This is a genomic window from Xanthomonas sp. PPL134 (genome assembly GCF_040595915.1).
Taxonomy (GTDB): Bacteria; Pseudomonadota; Gammaproteobacteria; order Xanthomonadales; family Xanthomonadaceae; genus Xanthomonas_A; species Xanthomonas_A indica.
This window is the reverse complement of record NZ_JAMDLL010000007.1, coordinates 92,986-119,214: the sequence shown is the minus strand read 5'-3', so window position 1 is coordinate 119,214 and position 26,229 is coordinate 92,986. Positions and strand designations below refer to the sequence as shown.

Genomic DNA, 26,229 nt, shown 5'->3' with positions numbered 1-26,229 from the left:
GGTGAGCCTGCCCATCGTGCTGCTGGCGGTCGGCGTCGACGACGTCGCGCTGGACGCCTGCCTGGGCGCGCTGGAGGCGAACACGCCGGCCGGCACCCGCGTGTGGCTGGCCGACGATGCGCAGGCCGGCCCGCGCGGCATCCGGGTGATCGAGGCCTGGCTGGCGCGCACGCGCTTGCAGGCCGACTACACGCGGCGGCCGCGCATGCTCGGCGAGGTCGCGCATGTGGACGAGATGCTGCGTGCCTGCGGCGATGCCGACGTGGCGGTGCTGGCCGCCGACGCGCAGCCCGGGCCGGGCTGGTTGCTGCAGTTGAGCGCCTGCCTGGCGCGCGATGCGGCCATCGCCAGCGCCACGCCGTGGAGCAATGCCGGCGAAGCCTGCGCGTGGCCGCGGCTGGGCGAGATCAATCCGCTGCCCGAGGATCCCGAGCGCCTGGCCCGCGCCTGCGCGTCCCTGCCGCCGCTGCATCCGGAACTGCCGTCGGCGGTGTGCCACGCGGTGGTGTTGCGCGGGGTGGCGCGGCAGCGCGCCGGCGGCCTGGACGCCAGCAGCTACGGCTCCTGGTATGCGGCGCTGACCGACCTGTCGCTGCGCATGGCCGGACTCGGCTGGCGCAACGTGCTGTGCGAGACCGCGCATGTCGCGTGCAGCGGCGAAGGCCGCGCCGCCGACGGTGACATGGATGCGCTGGCCACGCGCTGGCCTGCCTGGCACGCGCGCCTGGCCGGCTTCCTGATGCACGATCCGCTACGCGCCTGCCGCGAGGAGTTGCAGCGCCTGTACGACACGTTGCCGCCGCCGGATCCGCAGCGCGCGCTGTTCGATGCCTAGTGCGTCTCGTGTCGAGGTCGCTCCTACAATTCAGCCATGTGACAACAAGTGCAAGAGCAAAGCTTTCGCCTTACGGCGAGTTACTTTTCTTTGCTCGCGCAAAGAAAAGTAACCAAAAGAAACGCTTTACCACAGCCGAAGGCTGGTCAAGCGCGCCCTGCCTCGCGCCCTCCGCGCTGCGCGCTCCGGGTCCGCGTCCATCGCGGGGATCCGCGGAAGGGGCATCCTGCCCCTGCCGCGGACGGCGCACATCCCTGTGCGCCGCCCTTCGGGTGTTTCCCCGCGATGGCCGCCGCTTCGGAAGGGAACCCGGGAAGTCAAAAGCAAGAGCAACAGCCAAAGCCAAGCGACCATGCGATGATCGGTGTCCGGGTGCGATGTGGGAGAGACTCTCCTCCCCTTTGTAGGATCAGTCCCGACGGCTTTCGAGGTCCGGTCGTCCACCTACTCCGTTCGTCGTGGTTGCAGGACAGTTGACTCTCACAGCGGCTTGCGGCAAGCCCGCCGGATGCACTGTGGGAGGGACTTCAGTCCCGACGCATTGCGCCATCGGAAAGTACGCACCGCGTTGCGCGTCGCGGCTGCATGACAGTTGACTCCCACAACCTCCGTGCCTGGTTGACATCGCCGCAGATCGGCTTACTCCGATGGCGCGAACACGTCCACCGAGACTTCCAACACGTCGTGACGCCAGGATTCAATGTCGAACTCCACGGCGCGTCCAGCGGGATCATAGCTGACGCGCTGCAGGCGGAAGCAGGGCGTGCCGGTGGTGGATTGCAGCAGTGCGGCCTGCTCGGCGTCGAGCGTGGCCGGATACATCGACAGCCGGCTGCGCGCCTGCCGCAAGCCCAGGCGTTGGGTCAGCACCGCGCTCAGCGAGCCGGCCAGGTCGTGGTCGAGCAGGCGCGGTGCCCACGCGGCGAGGATCGCGTTGGTCTCCAGCAGCACCGCGCGGCGCCCGATCCAGCGGCGGCGGCGCAGCACGAACACCTCGGTCGTGGGATCGTGCAATTGCAGGTGCCGGGCGAGCACCGGGCCGGCCGGCTGGCGCTGCGCGGCGAGCAGTTCGGTGCGCGGCACGCCGCCCTGTGCCGCCACGTACTGCATGAAGCCGGCGATGCTGTTGGGGTCGTGGCGCACCCGCGGCGCGCTGACGAACCAGCCGCGGCGGTTCTCGCGGTAGATGTGGCCGTCCGATTCGAGTTGCTGCAGGGCTTCGCGCAGGGTGATGCGGGTGCAGCCGAACAGCGCGGCCAGTTCCCGCTCCACCGGCAGGCGCTGGTCCGCCCGCCATTCGCCGGCGGCGATGCGCGCCAGCAGCGCATCGGCGATGCGCTGGGCGAAGCCGGCGGGGGTGGCGAAGCTCATGCGAAGTCCAGGGCGGGGCACAGCGTGGCTGACAAGACTACGCTGCCGGCAGGCATGCGGGCGATGTGGGGCGCCTGACGGTTGAGGGCTTCCGGTGTGCCGATTGCCCGACCTTCGCGCGTGCAGTGTCGCTGAAAGCACGGAAGGATCTGGGCGCACTCAGCTGATCGCACGCGCGCGACGCAGATCCGCCTGCCACAGGCGCAAGCCGTACACCGCCAGCACCACGAATCCGGCGTACAGCGCCGCGGTGGGGTACAGCCCCTTGTACAGGAACACGCCGACGTAGACGCAGTCCAGCACGATCCACAGGACCCAGTTGGCGATGCGCTTGCGCGCGGCCCAGACGCTGGCGACCACGCTGAACGCCGACAGCGCGGCATCCAGCCACGGCAGCGCCGCATCGGTGTGCCGGTGCATCCACCAGCCCAGCAGCACCGCGCCGGCGGCGCCGGCCAGCACCGAGCGCAGCCCTTCGGCCCACGGCAGCGGTCCGACCTGGACCTTGCCGTCGTCGCCGAGTCCTTTGCTCCAGCGCCACCAGCCGTAGACCTGCAGCACCACGTAGAGGCCCTGCAGCAGCATGTCCGAGTACAGCTTCCACTGATAGAACAGCCACGCGTACAGCAGGACCGCCACCACGTTGACCGGCCAGCACCAGCGCACCCGCCGCGCGGTCAGCCACACACCCACGACGTTGACCAGCACGGCGAGCAGTTCGAGGGGAGACATGGTGGGGTGGCCGGGATTGGGGAGTGGGGATTCTGGATGGGGTGTGGTGCGCGAGCGCGTTGCATTGCGCGCGTTTGTAGGAGCGGCTTCAGCCGCGACAAGCGTTACCAGGAACGCCCGTCGCGGCTGAAGCCGCTCCCACACGGGCTTGCGGCAAGCCCGCCGGGTGCACTGTGGGAGGGACTTCAGTCCCGACGCATTGCGCCACCGGAACGCATGCCACTTCGCGCGTCGCGGCTGCATGCCAGTTGACTCCCACATTGGTCATCCGCGTGGCTTGTGTTCGAGAGGGGACACGAATGGATGAAGTCATGGTGGATCCGGAGAACAGGGTCAGGCGTTTTTGCGAGCGAAGAAGACAGTGTTCGTTGAAGGAGCAGCGCTTGCCCCACTGTGGGGATCAGCCGCAACCCGTTAGCAATAGCGCGTCGCGGCTGAAGCCGCTCCTACAAAGGTGACGCGCCATGTTCCGCTCTTGGCTTTTACCAATCCCGAATCCCCGATTCCCCATTCCCAGCTCCTCAAAAATCGAACTGCACCGCCAACCGCGCCGTCCGCGGCGCACCGAGGAACAGGTAGTCGTCGCCTTCGTAGGCGCCGACGTCGCGCCAGTAACGCTTGTCGGTGAGGTTGTCCACGCTCAGCCGCAGCGTGGTCGGCACAGCGCCCAGCCGCGTCGCGTAGCGGGCGCCCAGGGTGTAGACGCTGTAGCCGCCGACGGCGACCTGGCCGCTGCGGTCGGCGTACTTGGCGCCGCTGTACTGCGCGCCGCCCAGCAGCGCCAGGCCGTTGATGCCGGGCACATCCCAGGTGGCCTGCGCGCTGGCGCGCAAGCGCGGCACGTTCAACGCCTGGTGGCCTTCGTCGCCCGGCGTGCCGGTGTCCTCGGCGCGCGCGCGGATGCCGGCGACGCTGGCCTGCAGGTGCAGGCCGGCGCCGAGCGTGCCGGCGGCGGACAGTTCGATGCCGCGGTTGTGCAGGCGGCCCTGCTGCACGAACAGGAAGCTGCCGTCGGCCTGCGGTTGCGCGTACTGGTACGCCTGGCGCATGTCGAACAGCGCCGCGCCCAGGGTCACGCCGTCGCGCTCGTACTTCATGCCGGCCTCGCGCTGGTAGGCGCTGGTGGGGGCGAGGATGCTGTCGGCGTTGCTGGCGAACCAGGGCGCGGTGCCGCCCGGGGCCAGGCCCTTGGCGAAGCTGGCGTACAGCGACAGCGAGGGCTGCACCTTGAACAGCAGCGCCGCCTGCGGCAGAAACACGGAGCGACGGGTGCGCCGGGTCAGGGTGCCGTCGCGGTCCCAGGCGCGTTCGTCGTAGCGCACCTGGCGCGCGCCCAGCAGCAGCTGCCAGGCATCGCCGATGCCGATGCGGTCGCTGGCCAACAGGGCGGTCTGCGCGCTGTCCAGACGCCGGCGTTTGGGGCCGAGGACGGCGTCGGCCGGTGCCAGCAGCGGCGGATCGGCGTCTATGTTGCCGCTGCCGATCATTTCATTGATCGAGCCGTGGCGGTCGATGGTGCGATGCAGATAGTCGACGCCGACCTGGAACTGGTGCTGCAACACGCCGGTGCTGGCGCTGCCGCTGGCGATCGCCTGCAGTTCGTCGTTGCGGCGGCTGTCGGCGGGGCTGCGGTAGTCGTAGATGTCGTAGTCGCCTTCGCGGCTGAAGTGATTGGGCACGGCGTCGCCGGCGCAACTGGCCGCGCCGTAGCAGCCCCAGGCGAAGCTGGAGTAATCGTCGATCAGGGCGCGGCTGTGCGACGCGGCGACATGCACGTTCCAGGCGTCGCTGAAGCGGTATTCGTAGCGCACCTGTGCATTCAGTGCCTCGATGCCGACCGGCCTGGACCACGGCTGGTAGGCGAGCAGGCGATGCACCGACACCCCGCTCGGCAGCTGCGTGCCGCCGAGCAACTGGTAGCCCGGCACCGAACGCTGCTGGCGGTCCTGGTACTCCACGTCCAGCTGCAGGGCCGACTGCGGATCGATGTTCCAGTCCGCGGCCAGCGACAGGAAGTTGCGGTGCCCGTCGGCGTGATCGACATAGCTGCGCAGCGTCTCGTGCGCGGCGTTGACGCGCAGGCCGAACTGGCGCTCGCTGCCGAACCAGTCGCCCAGGTCCACCGCCGCGCCGCGGCTGCCGTCGTCGTCGCCGCTCAGTACCAGGCTGCGCACGTGCTGCGGGCGCTTGGTCTGGTAGTCGATCACCCCGGCTGGGGTGGTGATGCCGGACAGCACCCCGGACAGGCCCTTGAGCACCTGCACCTGCTCCTTGTTCTCCAGCGCCACGTTCTGTTCGCCGGCGATGGTCAGGCCGTTGATGCGGTAGCTGTTGGCCGCATCGAGCGAATAGCCGCGGACCAGGAAGTTCTCGTAGTAGCCGATCGGCGCGTAGCTGTCGCCGACCGCGGCGTCGGCGCGCAGCACCTCGCTGAGCACGCGCACCTGGCGGTCGGCCAGCTGGGTGCGGTCGATGGTGTCGATCGCCATCGGCGTGTCCAGCAGCGGCGCGTCGCCGTAGCCGCTCAGGCTGCTGCGGTTGTGCGGCTGGCGGCCCTGCACGTTGACCGCGTCCAGTTCGACCGGAGTCTGCGCGGCGGCGGATGCCGGCGCATCGTCGGCGGCCAGGGCCGGCAGCGGCAGGGCGATGGCCAGGCCCAGCGCAAGCGCGTGCGGGGCGGGGAAGCGGCGGGTGGGAAGCATGCGGAACGACCTCGGGCAAACGAAACGAAAGAGGGAAGCGGCACCGCCGCGCGGCGTGCGCGCGGCAGCCGTGACGGCGGATGGGGCGGGGTGGATGCGACGGTTCATGGCGCGGCCGCGGCGCGCCGCTGCAGGTGCCGCAGCAGGCGCTGGCCTTCGCGCTCGCCGTACCAGGTGGCGTGGCCGAGCAGGTAGCGGCGATAGGCGATCTCGGCGTGCGCGTCCGAGCCGGTGATGCCGGCGAAGTAGTCGATCTCGCTGAGCGCGAAGTCGGCATGCACCAGCGGCAGCAGCGCGCTCAGCAAGCGCAGTTGCGCCGCGTCCAGCGGCAGCAGCGTGGCGTAGCCGTGCAGCAGCGCATCGAGCTGGTCGAGTTCGGCGACCGCTTCGCCGCCGTCGTCCAGTTGCAGCCACGGAATCAGGTTGCGTTCGATCGCGGTGGCCAGGTCGAACAGGGCGAAGGTCCGGTCGGCCAGGCCGAAATCGAACACCGCGCTGACCGTGCTGGTGGCGCCGTGGCCGCGCCACAACAGGTTGGAGGCGTGCCAGTCGCCATGCGTCCACAGCGCCGGCGGCGGCGCCTGCAGCAGCGGCCACGCCTGCGCGTGCCAGGGCAGCAGGTGCGCGCGCAGGTCGTCCTGCCAGTCGTGCCGCTGCAGCCATGTCGCCAGTGCCGGGCGCCGCGCCAGATCCTGCTGCAGCGCCTGCACCGGCTGCGGCTGGGCGAACAGGCGCAGGTTGGCGACCAGCACCGTGGTGCTGCGCGGAGGCGCGATGTAGCCGGCGGCGGCGCGATGCAGTGCCGCCAGCGCGCGGCCGGCGGCGGCGGCATGGGCGGTGTCGGCGAACGGCGTCCACGACACCGCCTCACGGTAGCGGTCCTGGCCGTCGCCGGCGCGCATCACCTCGTAGGTCCAGTGGCCGCGCCGCACCGCGCTGGCCCCGTCGCGGTCGCGCAGCACCTCCGGCACCGGCACGCCGTGTGCGCGCAGGTGAGCGATGAAGGCGTGTTCCTCGCCCAGCGCGTGCAGGTCGCGCACGCGGCGGTGGTGGCGCTTGACGAACAGCGTGCCGGCCGCGGTCTCCACCTCCGCCGCCGCGGAGAACGGGCGCGGGCTGTGCCAGCGCAGTGCGCGCAGCTGGCCGGGCAAGGCGTACTGCTGCAGCAGCGCCTCCACCTCGCCGTCGGACAGCGGCGGCCAGTCGGCAGCCACGGTCTGCAGGCCCATGCCGTGCATCTGGTGGCGCGCGCTCATGCGCGTGTCTCGCGGTGGTGGTGCGCCCGGGCGCGCCGCATGCCGGGCGCGCGATGCGCACCGTCGCGGCGGCTGTGCGCAATTGGTCTAGACCAGAGGCGGGGAGGCCTGGGGCAGGGCCCGGTCGCACGATCGGGAGCGGGGACGGTGGCGCCGCCGGCGTCTCGGCATGCGCGCGGGCTCAGGCGGCGCGCGCGGTCTGCGGGGTGGGGCGGCAGCCTGGGACAGGAAACAACGCTGACCGGCATCTGCACTGGGCGAAGGAAAGGACACGGATCGCTCCGTCTCCCGCGCGTGCGGGCCGCAAACGGCCGCGCAGTGCACGGGGCGCAGAGTATGCGCGGCAATCGCCGCCGCCGCCATGCCTGCTGCGCGCGTGGCGGGCGGCGCATGCGGGATAATCGGCCGATGAGCGAACAGCAGATAGCCGTGGTGGTGGTGACCTACGAGAGCGGCAGCACCATCGATGCCTGTCTGCAGCGGCTGCGCGCGGCCGCCGAGGTGGCGCAGATCCGGGTGGTCGACAACGCCTCGCGCGACGACACCCTGGCGGTGGTGCAGCGGCATGCGCTGGACGATGCGCGGGTGCGCTTCATCGCCAATCCCGACAATCCCGGCTTCGCCACCGCTTGCAATCAGGGGGCCGCGGCCAGCGATGCGCCATGGCTGGCCTTCGTCAATCCCGACCTGATGGTCGAGCCCGACACCCTGGCCCAACTGCGCGCGCAGGCCGCCGCGCTCGGCGAGGCGCTGCTGGGCGTGGAGCAGGTCGACGAACACGGCCGCGCCGACGCCGCGGTGCGGCGACGCGACCCGGACTTCGCGGCGATGCTGCGGCATCCGCTGGCCGGCTCGCGGCTGGCGCTGGCGGCCGACCCGGCGCAGCCGCTGCAGCCGGTGCCGGCGCTGTCCGGTGCGCTGATGCTGTTGCCGCGCGCGCTGTTCGCGCGCATCGGCGGTTGGGATGCTGGCTACCGGCTGCACGCCGAGGATCTGGACCTGTGCCGCCGGGTCCGCCAGGCCGGGGCCACGGTGGCGGTGCTGAACACCCTGCGCGTGCTGCACGTACGCGGCGTGTCCAGCCGCAAGCGGCCGTGGTTCGTCGAGTGGCACAAGCACCGCGGGCTGTGGCGCTACTTCCGCAAGTTCGAGGCGCCCAGCCGGGCGTGGCCGGTGCGGGCGGCGGTGTGGGCGGTGATCTGGCTGCACGCCTGGGTCACCTTCGCCCGGTTGTGCTGGCGGCGCCCAGGCTGAACGAAATCTGCCGCGTTGCGCGCGCGTGCGGCATGGCAACATAAATTCGCTATATTGGGAAGTGCGTCACTTAACAAATGGCGTGTTCCGCCGATCACCCCTGAACCGTGCCCGCTTTCTGGTTCGGGGGCCCCACCAGGAACTCAACCATGCTTGATCTCGACGGCGTGCGCTCGCGCACCCACGCGCGCGCCTGCGCGTCCGCTGTGCCCATGGCCGCTGCCGGCAGCGCCACGCCTGCGCGCCGCGCGCGGCTGGCACTGGCCCTGCTCGCGCTGGCGGCCGGCCCCTGCTACGCCAGCGCCTGGGTCGACGAGGCCGGCCACGGGCTGGTGATCCTCAAGGCCAGCCATACCGATGGCGGCGCGGTGTTCAACAGCCACGGCCAGTCCGGCAACTTCCCCGATGCCGGGCGCAGCCGCCAGGACCAGCTCAATCTCTACGGCGAATACGCGCTGAGCTCGGACCTGACCCTGGTCGGCAATTTCTATTTCAGCAAGGTCGGCTACCGCAACGACAGCGGCTACGGCGACCGCCACAGCAGCGGCTGGTCCGACCAGGAGATCGGCCTGCGCTACCGGCTCGACCCGGATGGCCGCGACGATCCCTGGCAGGGCGCGTTGCAGGTGCTGGCGCTGGTGCCCGCCTATGCGCGCCAGCGCGACGGCGCGCGGCCCGCGCTGGGCCAGGGCGACTACGGCGCCGAGTTGCGCTACAGCGTCGGCCGCGGCTACCGCCTGGGCGAGCACGACGGCTATGTCGATCTGGGCACGGCGGTGCGCCTGCGCGGCGGCGACGCCTCCGACGAGGCGCGGCTGGATGTGTCCAGCGGCCTGGCGCTGGCGCCGCGCTGGATGCTGATCGGCGAGTTCAACGTGATCCAGAGCCTGGGCAACGGCAAGGGCCCGAACCGGATCTACGCGCCCGGCGACAACACGCCGATCCGCGGCAACAACTTCGATTTCAGCAAGCTGCAGGCCTCGGTGCTGTACACGCTGCCCGGCGGCACGCAGCTGCAGCTCGGCTACCAGCAGCCTGTGGCCGGGCGCAACACTGGCGGCGCGGGCGGCCCGTTCGTGGCCGCCTGGTGGCGGTTCTAGCCGTGTCCGGCGAACACGACAGCGTCGCCGCCGAGGCGAGCGCCCCGGGCCGGTTCGGGCGGCTGCCGACCGAGGGCGGACTGCAGGCGCCGATCGGCGAGGCGCTGGTCGCCGCGGGGGTGATCGACCCGCCGCAACTGCAGAATGCGCTGACCCTGCAGTCGCGCTGGCGCTCGCGACTGGGCGACGTGGTGCTGGCCCAGCGTGGCGTCGCCGCGCTGCGTTTCTACACGGTGCTGGCGCAACATTTCGGGCTGCATTTCGTCAATCTGCTCAAGCAACCGATCGACCCGGCCCTGTTCCAGCCGGAGCGGCTGGCCGACTACGCGCAGCGCCTGGTGCTGCCGTGGCGCGAGGAGGACGGCCAACTGGTGCTGGCGGTGGCCGATCCCGGCCCGGAGATCTTCGCCTGGGCGCGCGCCACCTATGGCGAGCAGGTGCGCTTCGTCGGCACCTCCAAGTTCGACATCGTGTGGAGCCTGCAGCAGCATGCCGACGCGCAGCTCACCCACGACGCGCTGAACCTGCTGGCCGAACATGCACCGGAGCATTCGGCGCGGCAGGTGATCGCCCGTGCGCAGTCCGCCTTCCTGGTGGCGTTGACCGTGGTGCTGGCCGCGGCGCTGGCGCTGTGGCCGCTGGTCACCTTGATCGCGCTCAACACGCTGATCGCGGTGGCGTTCCTGGCCACCTTCGGGCTGAAGCTGGTGCTGGCCTGGCGCGGCGCGCGGCGCCGCATCGACATCAAGGTCAGCGACGAAGAAGTGGCCGCGCTCGGCGACGAGGACCTGCCGGTCTACACGGTGCTGGTGCCGATGTACAAGGAACCGGACGTGCTGCCGATCCTGGCCAACGCGCTGCGCCGGCTCGACTACCCGACCTCCAAGCTGGACGTGAAGCTGGTGCTGGAGGCCGACGACACCGAGACCATCGAGGCGGCCAAGGCGCTGGGCCTGGAGGCGTTCTTCGAGATCATCCGGGTGCCGCCGTCGCAGCCCAAGACCAAGCCCAAGGCCTGCAACTACGCGCTGCGCTTCGCCCGCGGGCAGATGCTCACCATCTACGACGCCGAGGACAAGCCGGAGCCGGACCAGCTCAAGCGCGTGGTCGCCGCGTTCCGCAAGTCGCCGGCCGACGTGGCCTGCATCCAGGCGCGGCTGAACTACTACAACGCCGACGAGAACTGGCTCACGCGCATGTTCACGCTGGAATACACGTTGTGGTTCGACTTCTACCTGCCGGCGCTGGAAACCCTGCGCATCCCGATTCCGCTCGGCGGCACCTCCAACCACTTCCGCCTGGACATCCTGCGCAAGGTCCACGCCTGGGATCCGTACAACGTCACCGAGGACGCCGACCTGGGCGTGCGCCTGACCCAGCAGGGCTACCGGGTCAGCGTGGTCAACTCGACCACGTTCGAGGAAGCCAACGTCAGCATCCCCAACTGGATCCGGCAGCGCTCGCGCTGGCTCAAGGGCTACATGCAGACCTGGCTGGTGCACATGCGCAACCCGGTGCAGTTGTACCGCTCCACCGGCGTGCGCGGGTTCTGGGGCTTCCAGCTGTTCGTCGGCGGCACCTTCTTCACCGCACTGGCCGCGCCGCTGATGTGGCTGAGCTACGGGCTGTGGCTGGCGGTGGGCTCGAAATTCTTCGATCCGTTCTTCCCGCCGGCGCTGCTGTACCTGAGCCTGCTCAACCTGCTGCTCGGCAACGGCTTCCTGATCTACATGACCCTGGTGGCGGCGTTCAAGCGCGACTACTTCCGCCTGGCGCCCTACGCGCTGACCGTGCCGCTGTACTGGCTGTTGCAGTCCATCGCCGCCTACAAGGGCCTGTGGCAGCTCATCCGCAACCCGTTCTACTGGGAAAAGACCACCCATGGCATCAGCAAGCACATGGCCGAAGAGCGCCGCGCCGCGCTCGACGACTGACGCGCCGCCGCGCGCGCGCGGCACCGCGGTGTTCGTGCTCACCGCGGCGCTGCTGGCGCTGCTGTGCCACCGGTTGCTCGCGCATGGCTACATGAGCGACGACGCGATGGCGCAGTACGCCAAGCTGCTGCTGTTGCGCGACGCGGCCGGCTTCCGCATCGAGTACCTGGGTTTCCTGTACGCGCAGGCCTCGCTGTACCTGGGCGTGCTGATCGGCGGCCTGCCGGGCCTGTCCACGCCGCTGCTGCCGTACCTGGTCGACGTGCTGGCGGGGGCGACGCTGGTGACCCTGCTGTGGCGCGACATCGCCGCCGGGCTGGGGCGCGGCTGGGCGTGGGCGCTGAGCGCGGGCCTGGTGCTGCAGCCGTTCTTCCTGTGGCCGACGTTGTCCGGCAACAACCAGGGCCTGGGCCTGCTGGTGTTCTACGTGGCCGCGCGCGCACTGCGCCACTTCCGCGGCGATCCGGAAGCCTTCGCCTACCTGCGCCTGGCGGCGAGCCTGTGCCTGCTGTTCTTCGTCGACGAGCGCGCCTGCTTCCTGGCGGTGGCGCTGGCGCCGTGGCTGTTCCTGATCGCGCCGCCGCGGCTGATGCGGCAGGCACCGCTGGCGTTCTACCTGGTGTGCTACCTGCCGTTCCTGTTCGCGGTGGCGGCCTGGATGTACCTCAACTACATGTTCTTCGGCGACCCGCTGCTGTTCGTGCGCGACGCCAACTCGGCCTTCCGCGGCATCTATGCGCAGGCGGCGCTGCAGCCGTGGCTGCAGCAGGCCGCGGCGCAGCCGTGGTGGCCGCCGCTGTGGCTGTCGCTGGCCGGGCTGGTCAGCGCGCCGCTGTTGCTGTTGCTGCGCCACACCCGCACCGGCGACACCTGGCGCAGCGTGCTGGCCGCCACCTTGACCGTGATCGGCGCCGGCACGCTGGCCACCTGGGCGCATTTCACTGCGCAGCCGCTGGACTTCCTGGCCCTGCTGCTGGTGCCGGTGGCGCTGGTGCTGGGCGACCTGCGCCGCGACCTGCGCTGGCTGGGCCTGGCGCTGCTGCTGGCCGGCGCGGTGTCCAGCGGCTGGGTGATCGCCCGCACCGCCACCTCCACCACCCGCGACTGGATCGCCGCGCTGCAGGCGCCGGCGCCGCCACGGCATGCCGATGCCGCACGGCTGGGCGCGTGGCTGGCCGAGGCGCGGCTGCCGACCCTGCTCGACGACCGCGCCAGCTACCCGGTGATCGTCGCCCGCGGCGACGCCAGGCAACTGATCCTGCCGTTCGACCCGCGCTTCAAGCAGGCGCTGGTCGATCCGCGGCAGATGCCGGCGCAGGTGGTGGTGAGCGACCCGGCCAGCCAGGCCGGCGCCCTGGACAGCCTCAACCGGCGCTTCCCGCCGCTATGGCAACAGGGCCTGCCGGGCTACAGTCTGGTCTACCACCAGGGCATCTACCGGGTATGGCGCCGATCGCCGTGAGACTGCTGGCCGCACTGCTGTTGGCGCTGAGTGCCGGCGGCTGCAGTGCGACGCCGGCGCCGCCGTGGCTGGGCGCCAACGTCAAGGTCTCGCCGCAGGCGCCATGGGGCAGCGCGGCGGCGCAGCAGTCGCTGCGGCAACTGGCCGATGCCGGCGCCTCGCGCGCGCTGCTGGTCGCCTTCGTCTGGCAGGCCGCGCCGCAGTCCTCGGCACCGGTGCTGGGCAGCGACAGCAGCCCGGCGCTGATCCGCGCCGGACTGCGGCAGATGCGCGCCGCGGGCCTGCAGCCGGTGCTGAAAGTGCATCTGTGGATTCCCGGGCACTGGGCCGGCGAGGCCGCGCCGGCCGATCGCGATGCCTGGTTCGCCGCCTACCAGCGCGCGCTGCTGCAACTGGCCCAGGTCGCCGCCGAGGAACGCGCCAGCGCGCTGATCGTCGGCACCGAACTGCGCCAGTTGCAGGATGCGCCGCAATGGCCGGCCCTGCTGGCGGCGGTGCGCCAGGTCTATCGCGGCCCGATCGGCTACGTCGCCGATGGCCTGGAGCAGGCCGAGCGCTTCGGCTACTGGGACCGCTTCGATTTCGTCGGCACCAGCCTGTACCCGGCGCTTTCCGCCACGCCGGCGCAGCGGCGCGCGCAGATGCATGCGGCGGCGGCGCGCGTGCAGGCGCTGGGCGAGCGCAGCGGCCGCCCGGTGTGGGTGGCCGAGCTGGGCTTGCGCTCGGCGCACGGCAGCCTGGCGGCGCCATGGGAAAGCCCGGAGCAGCGCACCGCCGACGTCGACACCGCGTTGCAGGCGCAGGTGTTGCGCGAGTGGCGCGACGTGCTCGACGCGCAGCCGCGCATCGCCGGCATCGCGCTGTGGTGCTGGTACACCGACCCGGATGCCGGCGGCGCGCAGGACAGCGATTTCACCGTGCAGCACAAGCCGGCGCAGGCGGTGCTGAAGCGCTGAGTGGCACGCGCATATCGCGCCATCTGCCATCGGTGACAACGGAGCCGCAACGCAGCGAGCGCATAATCGGCGGATGATCATCGATTCGTTGCTGGACACCGACCTCTACAAGTTCACCATGATGCAGGCGGTGCTGCATCAGCATCCCGGCGCGCAGGTGGAGTACCGCTTCAAGTGCCGCACCCCGGGCATCGACCTGGCGCAGTACCTGCCGCAGATCTCGGCGGAGATCGACGCGCTGTGTGCGCTGCGCTTCCGCGAGGAGGAGCTGGACTACCTGCGTGCGATGCGCTTCATCAAGCCGGACTTCGTCGATTTTCTGGCGCTGTTCCACCTGGACCGCAAGTATCTGCAGGTGCAGGCCTCGACCAGCGTGCCCGGCGAGATCGAACTGCACATCCGCGGGCCGTGGCTGCACACCATCCTGTTCGAGGTGCCGCTGCTGGCGATCGTCAACGAGGTGTGGTTCCGCAATGCCGGTGGCGCCGAGCATGCCGAAGGCCTGCGCCGCCTGCAGGCCAAGATCGCGCTGCTGCGCGACACCCCGGGCTACGACGGCTGCGCCATCGCCGACTACGGCACCCGCCGCCGCTATTCGCGGGCCTGGCACGGCGAGCTGCTGCCGGTGCTGCAGCAGACTTTGGGCAAGCAGTTCGTCGGCACCAGCAACGTGCACTTCGCCCGCCGCTACGGGCTGACCCCGCTGGGCACGATGGCCCACGAGTACCTGCAGGCGTTCCAGGCGCTGGGGCCGCGGCTGCGCGATTCGCAGGCGGCGGCGCTGGAATCGTGGGCGCGCGAGTACCGCGGCGACCTCGGCATCGCGCTGTCGGACGTGGTCGGCCTGGACGCGTTCCTGCGCGATTTCGATCTGTATTTCTGCAAGTTGTTCGACGGCATGCGCCACGATTCCGGCGATCCGTTCGACTGGGGCGAGCGGATCCTGGCGCACCTGCAGCGGCATCGGGTGGATCCGCGCAGCAAGATCCTGGTGTTCAGCGACGGCCTGGACATCGACAAGGTGATGCGGCTGTACGCGCATTTCCGCGATCGCTGCATGCTGGCGTTCGGCGTCGGCACCCACCTGACCAACGACCTGGGCCTGGTGCCGCTGCAGATCGTGATCAAGATGGTCCGCTGCAATGGCCAGCCGGTGGCCAAGCTCAGCGACTCGCCGGGCAAGACCTTGTGCGACGACCCGGCCTATCTGGCGTACCTGCGCCAGGTGTTCGAGGTGCCTGCCGAGGACCCGCGCTGAGTGCTGCGGCGGTGCGCCGACGCGGCGGACGCCGCGGTCCCGGGGCGGCCGGACAGGCGTCGCAGTTCGGCGCATCGGGACTTTGCGGTGAAGAAGGAGTGAGATAAACTTCGCCATAAAGTGAGAACTGTGTCGCAATAGTGACGGTCGACAACGGCCGGCCAGGCGCCGCAGCCGCTACGCCGTTGTCGTTCCGTCCCTGCCCAGAGACTTCCTCGATGAGCGCTCACGCGTTGCAGACCCATTACCGCACCCAGGCCTGTTCGCGGCAGTGGCGTGGCTTTCTGCGCGCGTTGGCCGAGGAGTTCGCCGCCGAACTCGGGGCCGAGGACCTGGCGCTGCTGCTGGCGCGCATCGGCCGCCGCTTCGCCGCCGAACATCCGGTCGGCGCCTGCGCCACCCTGCAGGACCTGGAGGAAGCGGCCAACCGCCTCTGGGACCAGTTGGAATGGGGCTATGCGCGGTTCGAGGAACATGCCGACCGCGTCGAACTGCTGCACGCCGGTTCGCCGCTGCACATCGGCCTGGCCGGGCAGGCCACCGGCGCCGACGGCTTCCTGGAAGGGGTGTATCAGGCATGGTTCGTGCAGGTAGGCATGTCGGCCGGGCTGGGCGTGCGTGCGTTGTCGTCCGGGAACGAAGACCTGCGGCGCTTCGTGCTGGCCAGGATCGGCTGAGCGCGGCGGCGGCGACCCATTATTTTCAGATCGTCATGAGGGGAGTCATGTCCAAGAAGTCCAAGCAGACGGGTGCCGAAACCGGCGATGACGTCTCCAGCCTGTTCGCCAAGCTCGGCAGCAGCGGCGCCACCGCCTACCAGGATTTCTCCGCCGACCGGCTCAGCGCCGTGGAGCCGGCCGCGGTGGCGCCGCCAGCGCCTGCCGTCCCGGCACCGGTGCTGTCGGTGGTGCGCGCCGCGGTCGAGCCCAGGCCGGGCGCCCCGTTGCCGGTTGCGCCGCTGCCGCTGGCGCCTGTCGCCCCTCCTGCGCCGGCGCCGGCCGCGGTCGTGGCGGGAACTGGCAGCGGCACGCCGTTGCAGCAGCTGTTCCAGCGCCTGCTCGAGGTCGGCCGCGAGGCCGCCGTGCCGGCGCCGGGCGGTCCGCTCAAGCGCTTCTTGAATCGTTGATGCCGCGCGGCGCCTCGGGCGCCGCGCTGTTTGCCGTCGCCGCGTGGTGGGGAAGACCGCGCGGCGACCTCCTCCCCCTTGTTAGGAACCGCCGATGAGCGCTGCCTCCGCGTCGCATGCCGCGCGCCCGCTGCATGTCCTGGCCAACTGGTCGCTGTGGCTGCTGGGCGCCGTGTTGCTGGTCTTCGTCGTCGCCATCCCCATGGATGTGCCGCAGCAACTGGTGTTCTCGCTGGTGGTGTTCGTCGCGGCCATGCTGCTGCGGCGCAGTGGCAGCCGCCTGGCGATCCTGGTGATGATGGCGCTGTCGCTGGCGGTGTCCTCGCGCTACATCTGGTGGCGCCTGACCCAGACCGTGGGCATGAGCAGCCCGATCGACCTGAGCCTGGGCCTGGGCCTGCTGCTGGCCGAACTGTACGCATTCGTGATCCTGGCCCTGGGCTATTTCCAGGTGCTGTGGCCGCTGAACCGGCGGCCGCTGCCGCTGCCGGCCGACCAGCGGCAATGGCCCAGCGTCGACCTGTTCATCCCCACCTACAACGAACCGCTGTCGGTGGTGCGCTCGACCATCCTCGCCGCCAGCGTGATGGACTGGCCGGCCGACAAGCTCAACATCTACCTGCTCGACGACGGCCGCCGCGAGGAGTTTCGCGCGTTCTGCGCGCAGGCCGGCATCCACTACATCACCCGCACCAACAACTTCCACGCCAAGGCCGGCAACATCAATGCCGCGCTGAAGAAGTCCAGCGGCGAATACGTGGCGATCTTCGACTGCGACCACATCCCCACGCGCTCGTTCCTGCAGGTGGCGATGGGCTGGTTCCTGCGCGATGCCAAGCTGGCGGTGGTGCAGATGCCGCACTACTTCTTCTCGGCCGATCCGTTCGAGCGCAACCTCGGCAACCACGGCAAGGTGCCCAACGAGGGCGAGCTGTTCTACGGCCTGCTGCAGGACGGCAACGACCAGTGGGACGCCACCTTCTTCTGCGGCTCGTGCACGGTGATCAAGCGCAAGCCGCTGGAGGAAGTGGGCGGGGTGGCGGTGGAGACCGTCACCGAGGACGCGCACACCGCGCTGAAGCTGCACCGTCGCGGTTACCGCAGCGCCTACATCGCGGTGCCTCAGGCCGCCGGCCTGGCGACCGAGAGCCTGTCCGGCCACGTCGCCCAGCGCATCCGCTGGGCGCGCGGCATGGCGCAGATCGCGCGGCTGGACAATCCGCTGCTGGGCAAGGGCCTGCGCCTGTCGCAGCGGCTGTGCTACGCCAACGCGATGCTGCATTTCTTCTATGGGCTGCCGCGGATCGTCTACCTCACCGCGCCGCTGGCCTTCCTGTTCTTCGGCGCGCACGTGATCCACGCCTCGGCGCTGATGATCCTGGCCTACGCGCTGCCGCACATCCTGCAGGCCAACCTGACCAACCTGCGCACCCAGGGCAAGTTCCGCCACCTGCTGTGGAACGAAGTCTACGAGACCACCCTGGCCTGGTACATCCTGCGCCCGACGCTGGTGGCGCTGTTCAATCCCAAGCTCGGCAAGTTCAACGTCACCCCCAAGGGCGGCCTGGTGCCGCGCAGCTACTTCGACGGGCAGATCGCCAAGCCCTACCTGTTCCTGCTGGTGCTCAACCTGGCCGGCGTGGTCGCCGGGGTGATGCGCCTGCTCAGCGTGCAGGCCGGCGGCGAGGCGCAGACCATCTGGTTCAACCTGGCCTGGACCGCCTACAACGTGCTGCTGCTCGGCGCCACCATCGCCACCGCCAGCGAGATGCGCCAGGTGCGCCGTTCGCACCGCGTGCCGCTGGACATCCCGGCCACCCTGCACCTGGCCGATGGCCGCGAACTGGCCTGCCGCACCGTCAACTTTTCCACCGGCGGCATGGCCCTGCGCCTGCTCGAGCCGGTGCCGGTGGAGCCGGACCTGCCGGTGGAGATCGCGCTGCCGCAGCGCGGCAGTTCCAAGCGCCTGCCGGCGATGGTGCGCCACGACCGCGACGGCGAAATCAGCATCCAGTTCCGGCCGATGTCGATCGAGCAGGAGCGCTGGCTGGTGGCCTGCACCTTCGCCCGCGCCGACATCTGGGTGTCGCAGTGGGGCCGCCACGACCGCGACCGCTTCTGGGTGTCGCTGGGGCGCGTGTTCGCGGCCAGCATGCGCGGCTTCCGGCGTCTCGGCCAGCACATCGCCAGCAGCGCGCGCAGCGGCTGGCGCGGCCGCGCCACCGGCGAGGAGGCGGCGCCGTGAGTCGTCGTCCCGCGGTGGTGCGTTGCTCCCTCTCTTTCCCTTCTTTCCGGTTGCCGTCGATGCGTCTCCCTGCCCTGGTTGCGTGCTGTCTCACGGTCCTGTCCGGCCTCGCCCTGGCCCAGGAGCCGACCCTTCCCGCCACCGCGCCGGCGCCGGCCGCCGCCGCGACCGCCACGCCGCTGCCGTCGCCGGCCGAACGCGAGCGCTCGGCCACGCTCAAGCAGCTCGGCGTGGACTACGAGATGACCCTGCGCGGCATCCAGGGCAGCGCCGGCATTCCCTTCAGCACCCGCACCGACGAAGTGGTGCAGGCGGCGAACCTGCACCTGGTGTACAGCTATTCGCCGGCGCTGCTGCCGGACCTGTCGCACCTGAAGGTCAGCGTCAACGGCGTCACCGTGGCGACCCTGCCGGTCAGTCGCGAGAACGCCGGCAAGCTGCAGCAGAGCGACGTGCCGATCGATCCGCGCCTGATCAGCGACTACAACCGGCTCAACCTGCAGCTGATCGGTCACTACACCCGCGACTGCGAGGACCCGGACCACACCAGCCTGTGGGCCAACATCGATCCGTCCACGCGGCTGTCGCTGACCGCCACCCCGCTGGTGCTGCGCAACGACCTGGCGCTGCTGCCGGTGCCGTTCTACGACAAGCGCGACACGCGCCGCCTGGAACTGCCGTTCGTGTTCCCGCAGCGCCCGGACCTGCCCACGCTGCGCAGCGCTGGCATCGTCGCCTCCTGGTTCGGCGCGCAGGCCGGCTACCGCGGCGCGTCGTTCGGCGTGGCCATCGGCGACGTGCCGGCCACCGGCAATGCGGTGCTGTTCGCCACCGCTGCGACCCTGCCGGCGGAACTGGCCGCGACCCAGGCCGGCTTGAGCGAGATCTCCGGTCCGACCCTGGCGATGGTCGCCAACCCGCGCGATGCCACCGGCAAGCTGCTGCTGGTGCTGGGCCGCGACGACGCCGACCTGCAGCAGGCCGCCACCGCGCTGAGCCTGGGCACGCCGTTCAACGGCCCGGTGGCGCGCATCGGCGAGCTCAAGCAGGCGCAGCCGCGCAAGCCCTATGACGCGCCCAACTGGATCTCCAGCGACAGGCCGGTACGCTTCGGCGACCTGGTCGCGCAGACCGCGCAACTGAATGTCAGCGGCTACCACCCCGACCTGATCCGGGTCGGCCTGCAACTGCCGCCGGACCTGTTCGTGTGGCAGCGCGACGGCATCCCGATCAACCTGCGCTACCGCTATACGGTGCCGGAGACGCAGAACAAGTCCGCGCTCAACGTCAGCATCAACGAGGCCTTCGTGACCACGCTGCCGCTGACCGGTCACGCCTACGCCGAGTCGCTGCCGCTGCGCTGGTGGCACGAGCTCTCGCCCAAGGGCGCGATGCCGGTGGAGCAGAAGCTGCTGCTGCCGACCGGGCCGTTCTCGGCCAACAGCCAGCTGCGCTTCCACTTCTTCTTCGACCGTCCGCAGGCGGAGGCGTGCAAGAACACCTTCCCCGACGTGTCCGGCGCGATCGATGCGGATTCCAGCGTGGACCTGCGCTCGTTCCATCACTACATGGCGATGCCGAACCTGGCCGCGTTCGGCAATGCCGGCTTCCCGTTCACGCGCCTGGCCGACCTGTCCGAATCCACCGTGGTGGTGCCGGACGAGATCGGCGATCAGGACATGGCCAACCTCCTGACCCTGCTCGGCCGGCTCGGCGCGTCCACCGGCTATCCGGCGCTGCGGGTGACCCTGATCCACGCCGCCGAGGTCGACAAGCACGCCGACAGCGACCTGCTGGTGTTCGGCAGCCTGCGCTCGCAGCCGCTGTTCCAGCGCTGGAGCGCGGCGCTGCCGATCGGCGACGGCGCCAGCGGACAGCGGTTTTCGATGAGCGACTGGGTGCTGGACAAGCTGCCCGGTTTCCTGTCGTTCGATCCGCGCCGCACCGACCTGCCGACCACCGCCGAGGTCGCGGTGAAGCCGGCGCCCGGCGACGTGGTGCTGATGGGCTTCCAGTCGCCGTTGAAGGCCGGGCGCAGCGTGGTCGCGCTGCTGGCCGAGGACCCGGCCAGCGTCGAGGACTTCTTCGACGCCTGGTTCGAACCGGCCACGCTGAAGGATTTCCAGGGCAGCGTGGTGCTGCTGCAGAAGGGCAAGGTGCGCAGCCTGGCCGGCAACCAGACCTACTACGTCGGCCACCTGCCGCTGCCGACCTGGGCGCGCTGGTACTTCTCGCAGCATCCGCTGCTGCTCGGCCTGGCGGTGGTGGCGCTGAGCGTGCTGCTGGCACTGGCCGCGCGCGTGGTGCTGCGCCGGCATTCGGCGGCGCGGCTGCAGGAAGGGCAGTGAACGCACACATCGGCCAACGCCGGCGCCTGCTCGGCGGCCTGCTCGCCGCCGGTGCGGCCACGCTGCTGCCGCCGGCGCGCGCCGCGCTCGCCGCAGCGCCGGCCTGCGCGCCGTGGCGCGAGTGGACCGCGTTCGTCGGCAAGCACCTCGATGCCGGCGGGCGGGTGATCGATTTCCAGCACGCCGACCAGCGCAGCACCTCCGAAGGCCAGTCCTACGCGCTGTTCTTCGCGCTGGTGGCCAACGACCAGGTGCTGTTCGAGCGCGTGCTCGGCTGGACCCGGCACAACCTGTGCGGTGGCCGCCCGCAGCAAGTGCTGCCGGCGTGGCTGTGGGGCCGCGCCAGCGACGGCAGTTGGCGCGTGCTCGACGGCAACACCGCCAGCGATGCCGACCTGTGGATCGCCTACGTGCTGCTCGAGGCCGGGCGCCTGTGGCAGCGGCCCGGCTACACCCAGGCCGGCCTGCAGACGCTGGCGCTGGTGCGGCGCACCGAGCTTGCCGAGTTGCCCGGGTTCGGCAGCATGGTCTTGCCGGCGGCTAAGGGCTTCGTCAAGCCGCAGCGCTGGACGCTCAACCCCAGCTACCTGCCGATCCAGTTGCTGCGGCGCTTCGCCGCGGTCGATCCGAAGGGGCCATGGGCCGGCCTGGCCACGCGCAGCGCGCGCCTGCTGCGCGACAGCGCGCCGGTCGGCTTCGCCCCGGACTGGATCGCCTGGAACGGCCGCGAGTTCGGCGTCGATCCGGACAAGGGGGCGCTGGGCAGCTACGACGCGATCCGCGTGTACCTGTGGGCCGGCATGCTCGACGCGGCCGAGCCGCTGCGCAAGGCACTGCTCGACGATCTGTCCGGCCCGCTGCAGCAACTGCGTGCGCAGGGCCGCCTCGACGAGAAGATCGACACCCGCCAGGGCGTCGGCAGCGGCCAGGCGCCGCCCGGCTTTTCCGCGGCCCTGCTGCCGTACCTGAGCGCGCTGCGCGAACCGGCGCTGCTCAAGGCGCAGGCGCAACGCATTCCCGCCCCCGGCGACGCCGCCGCGGCCCGGCTTCCCTACTACGACCGGGTGCTGATCCTGTTCGGCCGCGCCTGGCTCGACAACCGTTACCGCTTTTCCGCAGACGGCGCGCTGCAGCCCGCCTGGAGAACCCAATGCTCCGCATGAACCTCAAGCCCCTGTACCTGGCCGGCATGATCGACCTGTGTCTGCTCGCCGGCAGCGCACAGGCGCAGAACGCCACCGCCACCCAGCAACTGGTCAGCCAGGGCAACTACTGGCACGACCAGGGCCGCGACGACCTCGCCGCCGACGCCTGGCGCAAGTTGCTGCAGGTCGACCCGAACCAGCCCGACGCGCTGCTCGGCCTGGCCCAGATCGATCTGGCGCAAGGCCGCCAGACCGACGCGCGCAAGCGCCTGGCGCAACTGCAGAAGGCGCATCCGCAGGCGCCGCAGACCCAGCGCCTGGTCATGTCGATCGGCGGTAGCGGTGGCAGCGGCGACACGATCGAGTTGCGCAACGCGCGCCGCGCCGCCGCCGCGGGCCGCTACGTGGATGCGGTGCGCGCCTACCAGGCGCTGTTCGACGGCAAGGGGCCGCCGGACGCGCTGGCGCTGGAGTACTACCAGGTGCTGGCCGGCACGCCGCAGGGTTGGGAGGGCGCGCGCGACGGCCTGCGCCGCCTGGCCGCCGCGCAGCCGGACAACACCGCCGCGGCGCTGGCGCTGGCGCAGGTGCTGACCTACCGCGAACCGTCGCGGCGCGAGGGCATCGCCCAGCTCGCTGCGCTGAGCAAGCGCGCCGATGTCGCCGGCCCGGCCCGCGCCGCCTGGCGCCAGGCCTTGCTGTGGCTCAACGCCGGGCTCGCCGATGCGCCGCTGTACCAGGCGTTCCTGGCCGCCAATCCGAACGATGCCGAGGTCGCCAACAAGCTGGCGCAGGTGCAGGCGCGGCGCGCGCAAGGCGGCAGCGACCCGGCCGGCGAACAGCTGGGCGAGGGCTTCAAGGCGCTCAACGCCGGCAACCTGGCGCTGGCCGAACAGCGCTTCGCGCAGGTGCTGCGCGCGCGTCCGCGCGACGCCGAGGCGCTCGGCGGCCTGGGCTCGGTGCGGCTGCGCCAGCAGCGCTTCGGCGAAGCGCAGGAACTGCTGCGCCCGGCCGCGGCCGCCAACGGCAAGTGGCGCAGTGCGCTGGACAGCGCGCGCTACTGGCTGCAGCTGCAGCAGGCGCAGGACGCACGCACACGCGGCGACAGCGACGCGGCGCTGCGCCTGGCCCAGCAAGCGGTCAAGCTCAAGCCCGAGGAGGCCGCCGGCTACGCGCTGCTGGGCGACCTGCAGGCGGCCAGCGACGCCGCCGCGGCCGAGAAGAGCTACCGCGAGGCGCTGCGTCTGCATGCCGACGACAGCGGCGCGCTGCAGGGCCTGATCGCCCTGTACAGCCGCCAGGGCCGCGCTAACGAGGCCAGTGCACTGTTCGCCCGGCTCAGCCCGGCGCAGCGCCAGCAGGCCGGCGGCGAGTCTGCGCTGAAAGCCAACTTGCAGCGCGCCCGCGCGCAGCAGGCGCTGGAAGCCGGCGACACCGTCACCGCGCAGAGCGAGCTGGAGACGGCGATGGTCGACAACCCGGGCGATCCGTGGGTGCGCCTGGACCTGGCGCGGCTGTACCAGCAGGCCGGGCGTCCGGACCAGGCGCGCAGCGTCATGGACGGCCTGCTCGCGGTGCACGGCGACATGCCCGAGGCGCTGTACGCCAATGCGCTGCTGGCGCAGGAACGCGGCGACTGGGCCACCGCCTACGCCAGCCTGGAGCGCATCCCGGCCGCTTCGCGCACCGCCGAGATGCGCGCGTTGCGCAATACCGCCTGGGTCGAACAGCAGGCGGCACAGGCGCGGCTGCTGCAACAGCAGGGCCGCGGCGGCGAAGCACAGTTGCTGTTGGGCCGCACCGAGGCGGCACTGGGCGACGCGCTGGAGCAGCCGGCGCTGCTGGCGGCGATGGCCGGCGCCTATGCCGACATCGGCAGCAACACGCGCGCGCTGACCCTGGCGCAGCGCCTGGTCGCACAGAATCCCTCCACCGAGTCGCGCCTGCAGTACGCCGGCGTGCTGCTGCGCGCGCACCAGGACGCGGAACTGGCGGCGACCCTGCGGCAACTGCGCGACAGCGACATGAGCGCCGAGCAGCAGCGCCGCTACCAGGCGCTGCGCAGCGGCTACGTGCTGCGCCAGGTCGATGCGCTGCGCGAGCTCGGCAACCTCGAAGCCGCCTACGACGCACTGGCGCCGCTGCTGGCGCAGCAGAACCAGGATCCGCAGGCGGTGGCCGCGCTGGCGCGGCTGTACGCCGCCGCCGGCGACCAGCGCCAGGCATTGGTGCTGTACCAGCAACAACTGCAGCAGTCGCCCAACGATCTGGACACGCTGATCGCCGCGGCCAACACCGCCGCCGCGCTGCGCGACCTGCGCAGCGCCGAGGACTATCTGCAACGTGCGCTGGCGCAGGCACCGGATTCGCCGCAGGTGCTCGCGGCCGCCGGCCGCGTGTACCGCAGCGCCGGCAAGAACCGCAAGGCCGAGAGCTACTTCCGTGCCGCGCTCGCGGCGCAGGCGCGCGAGGCCGGCCAGTACGACAACGGCCTGCCGGCGGCCAACGGCCCGGCGTCGTACGCCGCGGCCGGGCGCCCGCTCAATCCGTTTGCCGGCATGAACGGGCGCATGCCGCGCAGCGCCGCGGTGGTGTCCGACAGCCTCGGCGGCGGCATGCCGGCGCCGGCCTACGCGGCGTCCGCACTGCCGGGATCCGCGCCGGCCGTGGCCGCCGGCGACGACCTGCCGCCGCCGGCCAGCGCCAGTGCCGCCGGCGTGGCCCTGGTCGCATTGCCGGTGCCGGGCCAGCGCACGACCACGACCACCCGCACCGCACCGCGCGCGCTGCCCGGCGATGACGGGTTGCTGGCCGCCGCGCCGCGTGCGTCCCTGCGCCAGCCGCCCGCAGCGGCCACGTCCGTGGGCGGTTCCAGCGTGCTCGACGAGTTGCGCGAGGTGCAGGCCGAGAACAGCGACAGTCTCGCTACCGGCGCCAGCTACCGCGCCCGCGACGGCGAAGCCGGCCTGGGCCGGCTGCGCGATCTGGAAGTGCCGCTGCACGGCGAGTTCGCAGTAGGCGAGGGCAAGCTGCAGGTCGACGTCACCCCGACCCTGCTCGATGCCGGCACGCTCGGCACCGGCTACGCCACCGCCAGCCGCTTCGGCGCCGGCCCCGCGGCGGCGATGGGCGATGCCCTGGCCGCCGACCGCACCCCGATCGACAGCCTGGTCGGCAGCGACCTGTACCAACTGCTGCTCACCGAGGGCAACAGCAACGTCACCCGCAACGCGCTGCGCACCTACGCGGTCAACACCGGGCTGTACAACAAGCTGTTCAACGACACCGACCCGGCGCTGACCAATGCGCAGCGCGAGGCGGCGGCGCTGCAGGCGCTGTACGCCGAACCGCTGTCGGCGTTCCTGCTCGGCAACACCGCCGCCGACACCGCGATCGGCACGCTGGCCAGCGCCATCCTCGGCGATGCCTCGCGCAGCGCCGACCTCAGTGCCGCCGACATCGCCCGCTTCCGCAACCTCGCCGCCAACCCCACCGCCGCGGCGCTGACCCCGGCCGGCTTCAGCCAGGCGCTGTACACCATGGCCGCCAACGGCAACGGGGCGCGGCGCATGGACCAGGACGCGCGCGGCGTCGGCATGGCGGTGACCTACAAGAACGGCGGTTTCAGCGCCGATCTGGGCAGCACGCCGGTCGGCTTCCCCGAGCGCCGCATCGTCGGCGGCGTCGGCTATCGCGGCCAGGCCGGCGACAGCCTGACCTATTCGGGCGAGGTGTTCCGGCGTGCGGTCAGCGACAGCCTGCTGTCCTTCGGTGGCGTCGACGACGGCCGCGCCGGACTGGGCTGGGGCGGCGTGACCAGCAACGGCCTGCGCCTGTCGGCCACCCTCGACAACGGCCTGCTCGGCGGCTACGCCAGCGTCAGCGCCGATCGCCTGGTCGGCCGCAACGTCGCCGACAACGACCACCGCCAGGTCGACCTGGGCGTGTACGTGCACGCGCTGGACACCGAGAACCAGTCGCTGACCGCCGGCCTCAACCTGACTGCAATGCAGTACGACAAGAACCTGGGCGGCTACACCTACGGCCAGGGCGGCTATTTCAGCCCGCAGGACTACGTGGACCTGGGCTTCCCTGTGCACTGGAGCGGGCGCACGGCCGGGCGCACGGTCAACTGGAGCGTGGACGCCAGCGTCGGCGTGCAGCACTTCCGCAGCGACGACAGCCCGTACTTCCCGACCAGTGCGCAGATGCAGCAGGTCGCCTACGACGCTGCCTCGCTGGCCGCGCTGCTGGGCCTGACCGACCGCTACGTCGCGCCGGTCTACGCCGGGCAGAGCAAGACCGGCATGTCCTACAACATCGCCGGCGCGGCGGAGTGGCAGATCGCCCCGCAACTGTTCCTGGGCGGCCGCCTGCTGTTCAACAACGCCCGCGACTACACCCAGTTCAGCACCAACATTTACGTGCGCTTCGTGCTCGACCGGCTCGGCGCCGGCCTCGGCCGCCGCCCGCAGGTGCTGGCCTCGCCGTACGTGCCGGAGTAG

17 protein-coding genes are annotated in these 26,229 nt (G+C 71.1%); 13 read left to right on the top strand and 4 right to left on the bottom strand.

Annotation, left to right across the window (positions count from 1 at the left end; translation table 11 throughout):
* Position 1 precedes the first annotated feature (1 nt).
* On the top strand, positions 2–835 hold the full coding sequence (locus tag M3U25_RS13975) for a glycosyltransferase (protein WP_355501861.1): 834 nt from the start codon (positions 2–4) through the stop codon (positions 833–835).
* Between the two features lie 639 nt (positions 836–1,474).
* On the opposite strand, the gene M3U25_RS13970 is transcribed toward M3U25_RS13975, so the two are convergent.
* The 4 genes from M3U25_RS13970 to M3U25_RS13955 all read right to left on the bottom strand — a co-directional run bounded on the left by M3U25_RS13970 (position 1,475) and on the right by M3U25_RS13955 (position 6,896).
* Positions 1,475–2,206, bottom strand: a complete 732-nt coding sequence (locus M3U25_RS13970) for a UTRA domain-containing protein (RefSeq protein WP_355501865.1) — start codon at positions 2,204–2,206, stop codon at positions 1,475–1,477.
* Between the two features lie 159 nt (positions 2,207–2,365).
* Entirely contained in the window at positions 2,366–2,938 is a 573-nt protein-coding gene (gene pnuC, locus M3U25_RS13965) for a nicotinamide riboside transporter PnuC (protein WP_355501868.1), read from the bottom strand.
* A 521-nt stretch (positions 2,939–3,459) separates the two neighbouring features.
* Positions 3,460–5,640, bottom strand: a complete 2,181-nt coding sequence (locus tag M3U25_RS13960; protein ID WP_355501871.1) for a TonB-dependent siderophore receptor — start codon at positions 5,638–5,640, stop codon at positions 3,460–3,462.
* A gap of 104 nt (positions 5,641–5,744) precedes the next feature.
* Positions 5,745–6,896, bottom strand: coding sequence for a phosphotransferase (locus M3U25_RS13955; protein ID WP_355501875.1), 1,152 nt, complete (start codon positions 6,894–6,896; stop codon positions 5,745–5,747).
* 408 nt (positions 6,897–7,304) lie between these two features.
* On the opposite strand from M3U25_RS13955, the gene M3U25_RS13950 reads away from it, so the two are divergent.
* From M3U25_RS13950 to M3U25_RS13895, 12 genes are all read left to right on the top strand, one after another.
* Positions 7,305–8,150 carry a glycosyltransferase family 2 protein gene (locus M3U25_RS13950; protein ID WP_355501878.1) on the top strand — a complete coding sequence of 282 codons (846 nt, stop codon included), beginning with the start codon at positions 7,305–7,307 and terminating at the stop codon, positions 8,148–8,150.
* 149 nt (positions 8,151–8,299) lie between these two features.
* Positions 8,300–9,250, top strand: coding sequence for a hypothetical protein (locus M3U25_RS13945; RefSeq protein WP_355501881.1), 951 nt, complete (start codon positions 8,300–8,302; stop codon positions 9,248–9,250).
* 62 nt (positions 9,251–9,312) lie between these two features.
* Entirely contained in the window at positions 9,313–11,184 is a 1,872-nt protein-coding gene (locus tag M3U25_RS13940) for a glycosyltransferase family 2 protein (RefSeq protein WP_355502047.1), read from the top strand.
* Complete coding sequence (locus M3U25_RS13935) at positions 11,132–12,646, top strand: hypothetical protein (RefSeq protein ID WP_355501883.1); 1,515 nt, start codon at positions 11,132–11,134, stop codon at positions 12,644–12,646. Before M3U25_RS13940 ends, M3U25_RS13935 begins: the two co-directional genes overlap by 53 nt.
* Entirely contained in the window at positions 12,637–13,602 is a 966-nt protein-coding gene (locus M3U25_RS13930) for a glycosidase-like protein (protein WP_355502049.1), read from the top strand. The genes M3U25_RS13935 and M3U25_RS13930 overlap by 10 nt, the downstream gene beginning before the upstream one ends.
* A 73-nt stretch (positions 13,603–13,675) precedes the next feature.
* Entirely contained in the window at positions 13,676–14,860 is a 1,185-nt protein-coding gene (pncB, locus tag M3U25_RS13925; protein WP_242160636.1) for a nicotinate phosphoribosyltransferase, read from the top strand.
* A 218-nt stretch (positions 14,861–15,078) separates the two neighbouring features.
* Positions 15,079–15,537, top strand: coding sequence for a cellulose biosynthesis protein BcsD (locus M3U25_RS13920; RefSeq protein ID WP_242160637.1), 459 nt, complete (start codon positions 15,079–15,081; stop codon positions 15,535–15,537).
* Between the two features lie 47 nt (positions 15,538–15,584).
* Entirely contained in the window at positions 15,585–15,986 is a 402-nt protein-coding gene (locus M3U25_RS13915) for a hypothetical protein (protein WP_355501887.1), read from the top strand.
* Positions 15,987–16,080: 94 nt separating this feature from the next.
* Complete coding sequence (bcsA, locus tag M3U25_RS13910) at positions 16,081–18,231, top strand: UDP-forming cellulose synthase catalytic subunit (RefSeq protein ID WP_355501890.1); 2,151 nt, start codon at positions 16,081–16,083, stop codon at positions 18,229–18,231.
* 59 nt (positions 18,232–18,290) lie between these two features.
* Positions 18,291–20,579 carry a cellulose biosynthesis cyclic di-GMP-binding regulatory protein BcsB gene (gene bcsB, locus M3U25_RS13905; protein ID WP_355501894.1) on the top strand — a complete coding sequence of 763 codons (2,289 nt, stop codon included), beginning with the start codon at positions 18,291–18,293 and terminating at the stop codon, positions 20,577–20,579.
* On the top strand, positions 20,576–21,742 hold the full coding sequence (bcsZ, locus tag M3U25_RS13900) for a cellulose synthase complex periplasmic endoglucanase BcsZ (RefSeq protein WP_242160641.1): 1,167 nt from the start codon (positions 20,576–20,578) through the stop codon (positions 21,740–21,742). The genes bcsB and bcsZ overlap by 4 nt, the downstream gene beginning before the upstream one ends.
* Positions 21,730–26,229, top strand: a complete 4,500-nt coding sequence (locus M3U25_RS13895; RefSeq protein ID WP_355501898.1) for a cellulose synthase subunit BcsC-related outer membrane protein — start codon at positions 21,730–21,732, stop codon at positions 26,227–26,229. Before bcsZ ends, M3U25_RS13895 begins: the two co-directional genes overlap by 13 nt.

Excerpts from the sequence above, each read along its gene's own strand:
- M3U25_RS13970 (WP_355501865.1), bottom strand. The coding sequence starts at position 2,206 with ATGAGCTTCGCCACCCCCGCCGGCTTCGCCCAGCGCATCGCCGATGCG.
- pnuC (WP_355501868.1), bottom strand. The coding sequence starts at position 2,938 with ATGTCTCCCCTCGAACTGCTCGCCGTGCTGGTCAACGTCGTGGGTGTG.
- M3U25_RS13960 (WP_355501871.1), bottom strand. The coding sequence starts at position 5,640 with ATGCTTCCCACCCGCCGCTTCCCCGCCCCGCACGCGCTTGCGCTGGGC.
- M3U25_RS13955 (WP_355501875.1), bottom strand. The coding sequence starts at position 6,896 with ATGAGCGCGCGCCACCAGATGCACGGCATGGGCCTGCAGACCGTGGCT.
- M3U25_RS13950 (WP_355501878.1), top strand. The coding sequence starts at position 7,305 with ATGAGCGAACAGCAGATAGCCGTGGTGGTGGTGACCTACGAGAGCGGC.
- M3U25_RS13945 (WP_355501881.1), top strand. The coding sequence starts at position 8,300 with ATGCTTGATCTCGACGGCGTGCGCTCGCGCACCCACGCGCGCGCCTGC.
- M3U25_RS13935 (WP_355501883.1), top strand. The coding sequence starts at position 11,132 with ATGGCATCAGCAAGCACATGGCCGAAGAGCGCCGCGCCGCGCTCGACG.
- pncB (WP_242160636.1), top strand. The coding sequence starts at position 13,676 with ATGATCATCGATTCGTTGCTGGACACCGACCTCTACAAGTTCACCATG.
- M3U25_RS13920 (WP_242160637.1), top strand. The coding sequence starts at position 15,079 with ATGAGCGCTCACGCGTTGCAGACCCATTACCGCACCCAGGCCTGTTCG.
- M3U25_RS13915 (WP_355501887.1), top strand. The coding sequence starts at position 15,585 with ATGTCCAAGAAGTCCAAGCAGACGGGTGCCGAAACCGGCGATGACGTC.
- bcsA (WP_355501890.1), top strand. The coding sequence starts at position 16,081 with ATGAGCGCTGCCTCCGCGTCGCATGCCGCGCGCCCGCTGCATGTCCTG.
- bcsB (WP_355501894.1), top strand. The coding sequence starts at position 18,291 with ATGCGTCTCCCTGCCCTGGTTGCGTGCTGTCTCACGGTCCTGTCCGGC.
- M3U25_RS13895 (WP_355501898.1), top strand. The coding sequence starts at position 21,730 with ATGCTCCGCATGAACCTCAAGCCCCTGTACCTGGCCGGCATGATCGAC.